Genomic DNA, 12,455 nt, shown 5'->3' on the forward strand with positions numbered 1-12,455 from the left:
ACGTCATATGGGCTCTGATCCGTGACCGACGACGCTACGAAGTGACACCGCCGGTGACGGCGACCGCTTGACAACAACATTAGGAAGCCCGGTGCCCGGCGACCGAACGCACCGCGACGGGGAAGTCGAAGTACGTGCCGGGGAAGGGCTCCGGCCGGTACGTGAAGTGCCACCACTCCTCGGGGAGGTTCGCGAACCCCACCGCGGCCAGCGTGCTCCTCAGCAGGTCCCGGTTGGCGCGCTGCTCGGCGGTGATCCGCGGGTCGTCGGTGTGCGACAGGGTGTCGAAGCAGTCGTAGCCGGTCCCCATGTCGACGGAGCTGTCGGGGAACCGCTCGGCCTGCGGCGCGTGGCACGGCACGAGGGTCTCACCGGGGACGTACGGGCGGGTGCGCTGCGCAGGCAGCTTCACGAGCGTGAGGTCGACGGTGCTGCCGCGGCTGTGCCCGGACTTCTCCGCGATGTAACCGTCCGCGAAGAGAAGCGACTTGTCGACCCGCGGATAGAACTCCTGCTTCATCGCCTCGTCCCCGAGGTCCTTCGCCCACCGCACGAAGTGGTCGACGGCCCGCTGCGGCCGGTAGCAGTCGTACACCTTCAGCGAATACCCCTGCCGCAGCAGCCGGGACTGGGCCTGTCGCAGGGCCCGCGCCGCCGCCCGGGTGACGATGCACACCGGCTGCCGGTAGCCGTCGACGGGCTCGCCCACGAAGTTGTGGCCGGTCGTGTATCGCATCTCCTCGATGATCGTCGGCGCCACGGCGCGCAGCGCCACGAACTCCCGCGGCGCCTTCGGCTCGGGAACGGCCTGGGCGGCGGGCGCCGCCGAGGCGGCGAGAAGCAGCGCGGCGGCCGCGGCGGTCAGGACACGCAGAGCGGAACCAAGTCGAGTCATGCGCCCGGTCTACCAGCAACCTCCGCGCCGGGAAAGAGTGATCGGTTACAGTCCGCTCGTGCCCCATCACTCCCACTGCGCCCGCTGCGGAACGCCCTACGGTGCCGACGCCGGCTGGCCCCGTACCTGCCCCGCCTGCGGCGAGCGGGCCTACCGCAACCCGCTGCCGGTCGCCGTCGCCCTCCAGCCCGCCCACGACGCGCACGGCACCGGGCTCGTCGTCATCACCCGCACCATCGAACCCGCCCTCGGCGGCACCGCCCTGCCCGGCGGTTTCATCGACCACGGCGAGGACTGGCGGCACGCGGTGGTGCGCGAACTGCGCGAGGAGACCGGCATCGAGGCGTCACAGGACGACGTACGCCTCGCCGACGTCCTCAGCTCCCCGGCCGGGCATCTGCTCGTCTTCGGACTGCTCCCCGGACGCCCCGCCGCCGAACTGCCGCGGTCCGTGCCCACCGACGAGACCGCGGGATGGCACCTGCTGCACGCCCCCGCGGACCTCGCCTTCCCGCTCCACACGACCGCGGTCCGCGACTGGTTCGCCGGCGCCTACGGCCACGGCGCTCCCGGCCACTTCGACGCCGGCCGTTCCACCTACCGCCGTTAGCCACAGCGCCCGCGGCCGCCGAGCCCGGCCCGTTTCACTCCAGGCCGCGCACCCGCACCGGCTCCTCGACCGCCACCGCCCCGTCGTCCATGGTCCGTTCCACCACCACGCGACCGCCCGCCAGCCGTGTCGTGTAGCGCTCGATCTCCGGCTCGTCCCAGCCGTCGCCGGTGTCCCGCACCACCAGCCCGCCGCCCCTGCGTCCCGCCGCCGGCGCCCACACCTCAAGACCGATGCGGCCCGGCGCGTCCCTCCCGTCGCCCCTCCCGTCGAGCACCGGCAGCACCGCCCCCGCCCGCGCCAGCACCGGTATCCGGGACAGCGGCGCGTCCACCAGTACCTGCCCGGGCCCCTCGTACGGCCGGCCCGACGCCGTGTCGTACCACCGGCCGCGCGGCAGCCGTACCGCGCGCCGGTCCGTGCCCGGCTCCAGGACCGGCGCCACCAGCAGCGCGTCGCCCAGCAGGAACGCGTCCTCGCAGTTCCGCAGGTCGCGGTCCCCGGGAGAACGCCACCACAGCGGACGCACGTACGGCGCGCCGGTGAGCCGCGCCAGCTGCGCCAGGGTCATGAAGTAGGGGCCCAGCCGCTCGCGCTCCGCCAGGGCGGCCCGCGCGTGCGCCGTCACCTGCGGCCCGTTCGCCCAGGGCGGCCGGGACTCCGTCGTGCGCAACAGCGGCAGGTACGCCGCCAGTTGGAGCCGGCGCAGGTACAGCTCCGCCGGCACCTTGTCGTCACCGCCCACATCCGCACCCGAGTACGGCACGCCGCACAGCCCCAGCCCCAGCACCAGTGACAGCGAGGCCCGCAGCCCCGGCCACCCCGTCGTGACGTCCCCGGCCCACGCGCCGCCGTACCGCTGCATGCCCGCCCAGCCGGAACGGGAGAGCACCAGGGGCCGCTCGTCGGGCCGTTGCCGGCGCAGTCCCTCATGGGCGGCCCTCGCCATGGCCGGCGCGTACACGTTGTGGGCCTCCCGGTGGTCGCCGCCGCGCCCGTCCAGGGCATGCCGTGCGGAGCGGGGCAGCGTCAGACCGGCGAAGGAGGTGCAGGCCGCCGGCTCGTTCCGGTCGAGCCACACCCCGGAGTAGCCCTGCCCGGCCGTCTCCCCGTACAGCTCCTCCCACCACTCGCGCACCCGCGGGTCCGTGAAGTCGGGGAAGACGCACTCCCCGCGCCCGGCCGTGCCCCGCACCTCACCACCCCGCGCGTCCCGTACGAACAGCCCTGTGGCGGCGCCGTGGCGGTACAGCGCCTCCTCGGGTCCGGCGGGCACCGCCGGAGTCACCGCCCGCACCAGCCGGACCCCGTCCTCGCGTAGATCCTTGGCGAGGGCGGGCAGCCCGGGGAGACGTTCGGGATCACCGGCCGGACCGGCCTCGTCGACGTCGCCGCCGACATGGACGGCCGACAGCGGAAGGCACAGTTCCCGGTGGGTCGCCACGGTCCGCCGCACCTCCTCCTCGCCACCGGTCCGCCTCAGGTGCTGCGGGCCCAGCGCCCAGGACGGCGGCACCGCGGGCGCGCCCGTCAGCTGCGCCCAGCCGTTCAGGACACGCGCCGGCGTCCCCACCAGCACCCAGCTGCGCAGCGGACCGCCGTCCATCCGCAGCTCGACCGTGCCGGGCCTGTCATGGCCGGAACCGGCTCCCTCCTCGCCCTCGCGGACGGTGACCAGGCCGTCCCAGCTGTTGTCGTGGAAGGCGAGATGAGTGCCCGCGTCGGCCACCACCGTCTGCACCGGCATCGTGATGTGCAGGGGACCGTCGTCCGGGCCGAACCCGGGCGGCGGAGCGGTGTTCCACAGCCGGTACGAGCCGCCCCGCAGCCGGGGCCCCGACGCACGGCCGCCGAGACCGAACAGGCGCGCGTCCGCCGGGATCTCGCTGCGCTGCACCCAGCGCGCCGGTCCGCCGCCGACCGGCTCCCACCAGCGCGGCGGCAGATCACGCCGGAGCAGAACGCCGCCCGGCGTACGGATCTCCACCGCGCCGTGCCGCGAGACCGCGACGGTCAGCCGCTCGGAGACCACCTTCCAGCCGCCGTCCTTGTCCGGCTCGAGACCCACCCGAGGGTCCGGTTCGGGAGGAGCACCGGCCAGCGCGTACGAGGGCTCCGGCAGCGCGCCGTCCCAGCCGCGGAACACCGCCCCGCCGACAGTCACCAGGATCCGCAGCTCCGAGCGGGCGAAGCGCACGGTCCCGCCGCCGGGCAGCGGCTCGGCGTCGCCGGCGGGGCCCGGCACTCTGGCCCGCTCCGCACCGCGGGGCGGCAGACACGCGGCGTCGGTCCGACGGCGGCGCCACGCCGAGCGGGCCGCGCGCAGCCCCTGTGCCGTACCGAGAGTTCTCACCGCGCGCACCAGATCACGACCGTCCATGCTGTTCACCCTGCCACCCGGATGCGCGCTGGGGTGCTCTGTTCAACTGGCGTTCACCCATGGTCGGACCACATATCGGTCGTCCCGACCATGGGGAGTCCGCCCTGGTGCGAACGTCGATCACATGGCATCGTCCTGTCAGCCGCGTCCGCGCACACCCCAGCCCGTGCGCGGCGCACGCACACACCGCGTAGAGCCAGCCCGGGAGCCGCCCCATGACCTCAGCAGCGAACCATGCCCCCCTGTGGCAGCCCGATCCCGACCGCGTCGCCGCCGCCCGGGTCACCCGCTTCCAGGCATGGGCCGCCGAACGCCACGGCGCGCCCGCCGAGGGCGGCTACCCGGCACTGCACCGCTGGTCCGTCGACGAGCTGGAGACGTTCTGGCAGGCGGTCGCCGAATGGTTCGAGGTCCGCTTCTCCACCCCGTACGACCGGGTGCTCGGCGACCGCGCCATGCCCGGCGCCCAGTGGTTCCCCGGCGCCACCGTGAACTACGCGGAACACGCCCTGCGCACCGCGGAGGACCCGGAGCGCGCACATGACCCGGCGCTGTTGCATGTGGACGAGACACATGAGCCGACACCGATCAGCTGGGCCGAGCTGCGCCGCCAGGTCGGCGCCCTGGCCGCCGAGCTGCGGGCCCTCGGCGTACGCCCCGGCGACCGCGTCAGCGGCTACCTCCCCAACATCCCGCAGGCCGTCACCGCGCTGCTGGGCACGGCCGCCGTCGGCGCCGTCTGGACCTCCTGCGCCCCCGACTTCGGCGCCCGCAGTGTCCTCGACCGCTTCCAGCAGGTCGAACCGGTCGTCCTCTTCACCGTCGACGGCTACCGCTACGGCGGCAAGGAGCACGACCGCACCGAGACCGTCGCCGAGCTCCGCCGCGAACTGCCCACCCTGCGCGCGGTCGTCCACATCCCGCTGCTCGGCACCGACGCCCCCGAAGGCGCCCTCGACTGGTCCGCGCTGACCTCGGGGGACGCCGAGCCGGTCTTCGAACAGGTTCCCTTCGACCACCCGCTGTGGGTCCTCTACTCCTCCGGCACCACCGGCCTGCCCAAGGCCATCGTCCAGTCCCAGGGCGGCATCCTGCTCGAACACTTCAAGCAGATCGGCCTGCACTGCGACCTCGGCCCCGGCGACCGCCTCTTCTGGTACACCTCCACCGGCTGGATGATGTGGAACTTCCTCGTCTCCGGCCTGCTCACCGGCACCACCGTCGTCCTGTACGACGGCAGCCCCGGCCATCCCGACACCGCCGCCCAGTGGCGCGTCGCGGAGCGCACCGGGGCCACCCTGTTCGGCACCTCCGCCGCGTACGTCATGGCCTGTGCCAAGGCGGACGTCCACCCGGGGCGCGACTTCGACCTCTCCCGCGTCGAGTGCGTCGCCACCACCGGCTCCCCGCTGCCCCCGGACGGCTTCCGCTGGATCCACGACGAGGTCGCGGACGACCTGTGGATCGCCTCCGTCAGCGGAGGTACGGACGTGTGCAGCTGCTTCGCCGGCGCCGTGCCCACCCTCCCGGTCGAGATCGGCGAACTGCAGGCCGCCTGCCTCGGCACCGACCTCCAGTCCTGGGACCCGCAGGGCAGGCCCGTCATCGGCGAGGTCGGGGAACTGGTCGTCACCAACCCGATGCCCTCGATGCCGATCCGCTTCTGGAACGACCCCGACGGCAGCCGCTACCGCGACAGCTACTTCGAGATGTACCCCGGCGTCTGGCGGCACGGCGACTGGATCACCATCACCGACCGCGGCTCCGTGGTCATCCACGGCCGCTCCGACTCCACCCTCAACCGGCAGGGCGTCCGGATGGGCTCCGCCGACATCTACGAGGTCGTCGAACGCCTCCCGGAGATCCGCGAGTCCCTCGTCATCGGCCTCGAGGAACCGGACGGCGGCTACTGGATGCCGCTCTTCGTCCACCTCGCCGAGGGCGCCGTGCTCGACGACGGCCTCCGCACCGGGATCAAGCGCTCCATCCGCGAGAACCTCTCCCCGCGCCACGTCCCGGACGACATCATCGAGGTCCCCGGCGTGCCGCACACGCTCACCGGCAAGCGCATCGAGGTCCCGGTCAAGCGTCTCCTCCAGGGCACCGCGCTCGACAAGGCGGTCAACCCGGGCTCGGTGGACAACGTCGAACTGCTCCGCTTCTACGAGGACATCGCCCGCACCCGCACCCGCCCGTAGCCCCCGCCGCGGGGGAGGCGCTAACCCCCGTACGTGGTCTCGGACTCGCCCAGCGCACCGGCGAAGTCCGAGGCCAGCCGGGCCGCGTCCGCGGGAAGCAGGCCGGCCGTGGTGATCCGCACTCCGGGCGCCGACGCGAGCCGGAACCGCGCCCCGGCCGCCACCCACCAGCCGCGCGAACGCAGCCCGTTCACCACCGCGGACTCGTCCCGGACCGGCACCCACACATTCATCCCGCTCCCGCCGTGTGCCGCCACCCCATGTGAGGCCAGCTCGGCCACCAGAGCGCCGCGCCGCTCGGCGTAGGCGGTCCACGCCCGCGACACCAGCGCCGTCGTGTCCGCGTCGTTCATCAGGCCGAGCACCGTGCGCTGCAGCAGATGACTGATCCACCCCGACGTCAGCAGCAGCCGCCCGTCGTGCCGCCCCAGCGTCGTCGGGTCGCAGGCCGCCGCCGCCCAGCGCAGGTCCGTGCCCAGGAACTTGGTGACGGTCCGCACGTGCGCCCAGCGCGCGAGCCCGCCGGACGCCAGGGAGTGGAGCGGCGCACCCGCGATGTCCGCCGCGTGGTCGTTCTCGATGACGAGGACGTCCGGCGTCCGCCGTACCACCGCCACCAGGGCGTCCCGCCGTGCGGCGGAGAACGCGCCGCCGTACGGGTTCTGCGCGCGGGGGCTGCACACGACGGCCCGCGCACCCGCCCGCAGCGCCGCCTCGAGCGCCTCCGGCCGCATCCCCTCGTCGTCCACGGCCACGGCCACCGACCGCAGCCCCAACGCCTGCACCAGGTCGAGCAGATGGTGATATCCGGGGTCCTCCATCGCGACCGCGTCGCCGGGCCGCAGATCCGTGGAGAGCAGCCGGGCCACGCAGTCGAGGGCCCCGTGCGCGAAGGTGACGTGCTCCACCGGCACCCCCGCCCCGCCGATCCAGGCCCGGACCGTCTCCTCCAGCTCCGGCAGCCGCGGCGTCGCACGGTGCGAGCGGACACCGGCCGAGATCCGGCCCGGCTGCACCGGATCCGGCAGGAACGCCGGGTCGGGATGGCCGCCCGCCAGATCCCGCAGCCCCTGCGGCACCTTCGGCGGCCGGCGTGAGGCGACCGACGGGGCCGACGCCACGATCGTGCCGCACCGGCCGCGGGTGACGACGAGCCCGCGGCGCCGCAGCTCCTTGTACGCGGTCGCCACCGTGCCCGGGCTGACCGACAGGTCCTCGGCGAGCCGGCGCACCGGGGGAAGCGCGTCTCCCGGCCTCAACGTCCCTTCGGTCACCGCTCCTTCGACGGAGGCGGCAATCGTGCTGGCGGTCGTACCGGAGATCGCATATTGTGCTGCCACGTAAGCGATTATGTATCAATACATAATGCGGGTCAAGACGGGGGGACCGTGAGTCAGCAGAAGCGCCGACGCACACTCGAAGAACGCATCCCGGGCGGGCCCGACGGCCGTCGCATGCTCTGGACGGCGCTCGTCGACAAGACGGGCAACGGCCTCTGGGCGGCCACCGGAGCCCTCTACTTCACCCATGTCACCGGCCTGACCGTCGCCGAGGTCGGCATCCTCATCGCCGTCTCCGCCGGCATCGGCGTCGCGGGCGCCCCACTCGCCGGACGCCTCGCCGACCGGATGTCCCTCAACCGCCTCCTGATCGCGACCCAACTGCTGCGCGCCGCGGCCGGATTCTGCCTGCTCACCACCGACCACTACCTCCTGCTGATCGCCTTCTCGGCGGCAGGCAGCTTCGGCGACCGCGCCAGCAGCGTCCTCACCAAGCTGTACGCCGCCCGCGTCGCGGGCTCCGAACGGGTGCGCTACCAGGCGGTGAACCGCACGGTCTCCAACATCGGGTTCGCCGTCGGAGGCCTCGCGGCCGCGGCCGCCCTCGCCGTCGGCACGACCCCCGCCTACCAGGCCCTGCTCGTCGGCAACGGCATCGCTGCCCTCACCGCGGCCCTCCTCATCGTGCGCTGCGGCGAAGCACCCGTCCCCGCCCGCACGGCAGGCGCCGACGACACCGCCGGGCCCAGAAGACCGGCCGGCCCCTGGCGCGACCGCACCTACCTCCTCTACACCGCGACCGAGGCGCTCCTGCTGCTCGACGACGCGGTCTTCAAGGTCGGACTGCCACTGTGGATCGTCCACGCCACCGACGCACCGCACGGCCTCGCCCCGCTGCTGATGGTCCTCAACAACGTGATGGTCGTCGCCCTGCAGATCCCGCTCGCCCGCTACGGCGCCACCAGTCACGCCGCCCGCCGACTCCTCGCGCCCCTCGCCGGGGCGTTCGCGGTGGGCGCCCTCGCGCTCACCCTGTCGACCACCGGTGGAGCGTGGACCGCGACGGTCACCCTCACCGTCGCGGCGATCGCCCTGACATTCGCCGAAATGCTGCACGCCACGGCGTCATGGGAGCTGTCAGTCGCCCTGGCGCCCGAGCATGCGCAGGGCGCCTACCTGGGCGTCCACGGCCTGGCCAATTCCGCCCAACGCAGCCTCGGCCCACTCGTCATGACCGCGACCATCGCCGCCGGCCCGCTCGGCTGGGCCCTGTTCGGCGCCGGCCTCTCCACGGTCTGCCTGGCCCAGAGCCGACTCGTCCGCGACCGACTGCCGAAACCGGCACTGTCAGTGCCGACCGCTACGGTGAGTCACGAATGATCGACAGCTCACCGGGGGAATCGGCATGGCGAACACCAACCAGTCCAAGCACCAGTCACAGCAGCGGTCGCGGCGGTCCGGCCCGTCCAGGCGGCCCGGCGACAGCGCGGCACTGCGGCGCGCCCTGCGCCGAGAAGTCCCGAGCACCGTCGGCATCCTCGCCGACGAACAGGATTTCACACGGATGCGCCGCTACCGCACTTTCGCGTTCGACGACTACACGACCTATCTGAGGCAGTCGGAGCGGCTGCTGAAAACCCTGTCCACCCAGCAACTGCACACCTCCGTCGCCCTCTTCGACCCGGACGAGTTCGCCGAGTTCTGCGCGGAAGCGGGCATCGACGCGGACGGCCCGGCGGGTCGCAGCCGGTTCACCGCCGAACTCGCCGGCCGCGGCCCCAGCGTCCCCTACACCGGTCAGCTACTGACCACGCTGCTGCCCGAACTCGTCAACAGGACCGTGCGCCAGGCCACCTGGGAGTACGCCACCCTGCTCCTCGCCGACCTCGGCGTCTGCGCCGACTGCGGCCAGGACATCGGCAGCGCCGCGTTCGACCGGGCCTCCCGCATCCTGATGCGCCTGCTCGAACTCGCCGGCCCCGGCGAGCACCACCTCGTCTGCAGCGTCCCCGGCCCCGACGAACAGCTCCTCGCCGTGCTGCACGCCCACGGCGGCCCGTCGTCCTCCGCACAGATCGACGCCACGGAGGGCACCGAATTCGTCACCGTCCTCGCCGCGGGCATCGCACTCGAAGGCGCCGGGGGAGTGGTGCTGCGCACCAGCGCCCCGGGCACCCCGGACCATCTTCACGGCTGGCGCCTCCACCACGGCCGCCTCGACCCGCTGACCGCGGGCGAGGTGTTCAGCGCCTACTGCACCGACGCCGCCACCGGCGACCCACTGTCCCCGGAACCGGGCGTCGAGTACTGCGCCGGATTCCCCCTCACCACCGACGACCCGGAGAACCACCACTGACGCCGAAGGGGGCTTCCCGCTCCCGGCGGAAAGCCCCCTTCTCCGGCGGGCCCGATCACCCCGGCCCGTACGCTCCGGCTACTCGCCGGACAGCACCGCCTGCGCGGCCACCCGGGCCTCCTCCGCGGTGTCCGCGGCACGCGCCGCCGCGGCGGCCCGCTCGCACTGGGCGAGCGTGTACTTCGCCAGCGTCGACCGCACATACGGGATCGACGCGGCGCCCATCGACAGCGACGTCACACCGAGACCGGTGAGCACACAGGCGAGCAGCGGATCGGCGGCAGCCTCACCGCACACACCACAGCTCTTGCCCTCGGCCCTCGCCGCCTCCGCGGACAGCGCGACCAGGTCGAGCAGCGCGGGCTGCCACGGGTCCTGAAGCCGGGACACCGCACCCACCTGCCGGTCGGCGGCGAAGGTGTACTGCGCGAGGTCGTTGGTCCCCAGCGACAGGAACTCGACCTCCTGCAGGATCGAACGTGCCCGCAGCGCGGCGGACGGGATCTCCACCATCGCCCCGAACTTCGCTTCGAGCCCCGCCTGCCGGCAGGCGTCGGCGAACGCCCTGGCGTCCGTACGGTCCGCCACCATCGGCGCCATGACCTCGAGGTAAACGGGCAGCCCCCGCGCGGCCTTCGACAGCGCGGAGAGCTGCGTCCGCAGCACCTCCGGATGATCGAGCAGCGAACGCAGCCCTCGCACACCCAGCGCCGGGTTCGGCTCGTCGGCGGGCGTCAGGAAGTCGAGCGGCTTGTCCGCGCCCGCGTCCAGCACCCGCACGACCACCCGGCCCTCGGGAAACGCCTCGAGCACCTTCCGGTACGCCTCGACCTGCTTCTCCTCCGACGGCGCCTGCTTGCTGTCGTCGAGGAACAGGAACTCCGTACGGAACAGCCCGACGCCCTCGGCGCCGGCGTCCACGGCGGCCGGCACGTCCGCGGGCCCTCCGACGTTCGCCAGCAGCGGCACCTTGTGCCCGTCCGACGTGGCGCCCGGTCCGGTGGACGCCGACAGGGCCGCCCTCCGCTCCGCCGCGGCCCGCTCCATCTGCGCACGCTTCTCGTCGCTCGGCTCCACGAAGATCTCTCCCGTGCTGCCGTCGACCGCGACCAGAGTGCCCTCGGCGAGCTCACCCGCTCCGGGGAGAGCGACCACCGCGGGCACCCCGAGAGCCCGCGCCAGAATGGCGCTGTGACTCGTGGGCCCGCCCTCCTCCGTGACGAACCCGAGCACCAGGGCCGGATCCAGCAGCGCCGTGTCGGCCGGCGCGAGGTCCCGCGCGATCAGTACATACGGCTCGTCGCTGTCCGGCACACCCGGCATCGGCACCCCCAGCAGCCGTGCCACGATCCGGTTCCGTACGTCGTCCAGGTCGGCGACCCGCCCGGCCAGATACTCCCCGGCGCCGGCCAGCAGCGCACGGTAGGCCGCGAACGCGTCGTACACCGCGCGCTCGGCCGTGCTGCCGACGGCGACACGGCGATCGACGTCGGCCATGAGCTCCGGGTCCTGCGCCATCATGGCCTGCGCCTCGAGCACGGCCTGCGCCTCGCCGCCCGCCAGATTGCCCCGGGCGACCAGGTCGGCCGCCACCGCCTCCACGGCCTGGCGGGCGCGCCCCTGTTCGCGCTCCGCGTCCTGCGTGGGGTTCTGCTTGGCCGGCGGCTCGAGAACCGCCGTGCCCATGTGCCGCACCTCGCCGATCGCCACCCCGTGGCTCACGCCGACGCCTCGCAGCGTTGTCTCCATTTCACCGTCTCCGATTGGGCGGCGGCTCAGCCGCCGCGATGGTTGTCGGACTCGCCGTCACCGACGCCGGCGGGTCACTGCCAGCCGAAGAGGCTCTCGCCGGCCTTCACGTCGCCGTCCTCGCGGACGTCGGACAGGGCGTCGGGGGTGGCCTCGAGCGCCACGACCGGGCAGATGGCGGACTTCCCGGCGGCCTCGACGGCCGCCGGGTCCCAGCGGACCACGGCCTGCCCCCGCTGCACGGTGTCGCCCTTGTTGACGAGGAGCTCGAAGCCCTCGCCGTTCAGCTGGACGGTGTCGATACCCAGATGCGTCAGCACACCGTGCCCTTCGGCGTCCACGACCACGAAGGCGTGAGGGTGCAGGGACACGATGATCCCGTCGACGGGAGAGAGCGCCTCCGACGGCTCACGCACGGGATCGATCGCTGTCCCGGGGCCGACCATCGCACCGGAGAACACCGGATCGGGCACAGCGGCGAGTCCGATGGCCCGGCCGGCAAGAGGGGACGTCACTGTGGTCATGGAGCCTCCCAGGGGCGGAGATTCGTACGGCGCCGCCACCGCAGGTCGCGGACGACGCGCTGTTCTGAAGAGTAGGTCATGAGAAGTCCTAGTTCCGTCCGGCTTCTACCAGTTGACAGACCTAGGGGAGCACCGGAAACGATTTGCGCCGGATGCCGGTTCAGCTGTACTGTCGTAGCCCTGCCTGACCCCAACGCGACAACGAGTCGAAGGTCGGCGGAGCGCTTATCAAGCCGAGATCCTAACTGGTCTAAACCACTGCGCGCCCTCAGGGTGCCCGCAGGGTGGTGGTCAGGAGGGCCCAGAAAGCCTGGTAGTGTTTGAAACACCGAAGGGAAGCGCCCGGAGGGCCCCTTGAGAAGGGCCTGAAGGAAGCGTCCGTTCCTTGAGAACTCAACAGTGTGCCAAAAATCAACGCCAGATATGTTGATACCCCGTCCATCTTCGGATGGTCGAGGTTCCT

General features: G+C 72.8%; 9 protein-coding genes. 4 read left to right on the forward strand and 5 right to left on the reverse strand.

The window, feature by feature from the left end; translation table 11 throughout:
• Positions 1 to 79 precede the first annotated feature (79 nt).
• Complete coding sequence (locus ACFYOP_RS33600) at positions 80 to 895, reverse strand: M15 family metallopeptidase (RefSeq protein ID WP_356899629.1); 816 nt, start codon at positions 893 to 895, stop codon at positions 80 to 82.
• Between ACFYOP_RS33600 and ACFYOP_RS33605 the strand changes: the two genes are divergently transcribed.
• The gene (locus tag ACFYOP_RS33605) at positions 894 to 1,505 is read left to right on the forward strand and encodes an NUDIX domain-containing protein (RefSeq protein WP_356899630.1); all 612 of its coding nucleotides are present in this window, start codon (positions 894 to 896) and stop codon (positions 1,503 to 1,505) included. The genes ACFYOP_RS33600 and ACFYOP_RS33605 overlap by 2 nt on opposite strands.
• Positions 1,506 to 1,539: 34 nt before the next feature.
• Here ACFYOP_RS33605 and ACFYOP_RS33610 read toward each other — a convergent pair whose 3' ends face one another.
• Positions 1,540 to 3,885 carry a TIM-barrel domain-containing protein gene (locus tag ACFYOP_RS33610; protein WP_356899631.1) on the reverse strand — a complete coding sequence of 782 codons (2,346 nt, stop codon included), beginning with the start codon at positions 3,883 to 3,885 and terminating at the stop codon, positions 1,540 to 1,542.
• Positions 3,886 to 4,100: 215 nt separating this feature from the next.
• Between ACFYOP_RS33610 and ACFYOP_RS33615 the strand changes: the two genes are divergently transcribed.
• On the forward strand, positions 4,101 to 6,083 hold the full coding sequence (locus ACFYOP_RS33615; RefSeq protein ID WP_356899632.1) for an acetoacetate--CoA ligase: 1,983 nt from the start codon (positions 4,101 to 4,103) through the stop codon (positions 6,081 to 6,083).
• Positions 6,084 to 6,103: 20 nt separating this feature from the next.
• Here ACFYOP_RS33615 and ACFYOP_RS33620 read toward each other — a convergent pair whose 3' ends face one another.
• Positions 6,104 to 7,423 (reverse strand): aminotransferase class I/II-fold pyridoxal phosphate-dependent enzyme, encoded by a 1,320-nt coding sequence (locus ACFYOP_RS33620; RefSeq protein ID WP_356899633.1) that lies wholly within the window; start codon positions 7,421 to 7,423, stop codon positions 6,104 to 6,106.
• 48 nt (positions 7,424 to 7,471) lie between these two features.
• Here ACFYOP_RS33620 and ACFYOP_RS33625 point away from each other — a divergent pair, with 48 nt between their 5' ends.
• Positions 7,472 to 8,743 carry an MFS transporter gene (locus tag ACFYOP_RS33625; protein ID WP_356899634.1) on the forward strand — a complete coding sequence of 424 codons (1,272 nt, stop codon included), beginning with the start codon at positions 7,472 to 7,474 and terminating at the stop codon, positions 8,741 to 8,743.
• A 25-nt stretch (positions 8,744 to 8,768) separates the two neighbouring features.
• Entirely contained in the window at positions 8,769 to 9,719 is a 951-nt protein-coding gene (locus ACFYOP_RS33630; protein ID WP_356899635.1) for a hypothetical protein, read from the forward strand.
• 78 nt (positions 9,720 to 9,797) lie between these two features.
• Here the strand turns inward: ACFYOP_RS33630 and ptsP are convergent, their stop codons facing one another.
• The gene (ptsP, locus tag ACFYOP_RS33635; protein ID WP_356899636.1) at positions 9,798 to 11,468 is read right to left on the reverse strand and encodes a phosphoenolpyruvate--protein phosphotransferase; all 1,671 of its coding nucleotides are present in this window, start codon (positions 11,466 to 11,468) and stop codon (positions 9,798 to 9,800) included.
• Between the two features lie 74 nt (positions 11,469 to 11,542).
• Positions 11,543 to 11,992, reverse strand: a complete 450-nt coding sequence (locus ACFYOP_RS33640; RefSeq protein ID WP_356899637.1) for a PTS glucose transporter subunit IIA — start codon at positions 11,990 to 11,992, stop codon at positions 11,543 to 11,545.
• Positions 11,993 to 12,455 lie beyond the last annotated feature (463 nt).

The organism is Streptomyces sp. NPDC006294, from assembly GCF_042870895.1.
Classification (GTDB): Bacteria; Actinomycetota; Actinomycetes; order Streptomycetales; family Streptomycetaceae; genus Streptomyces.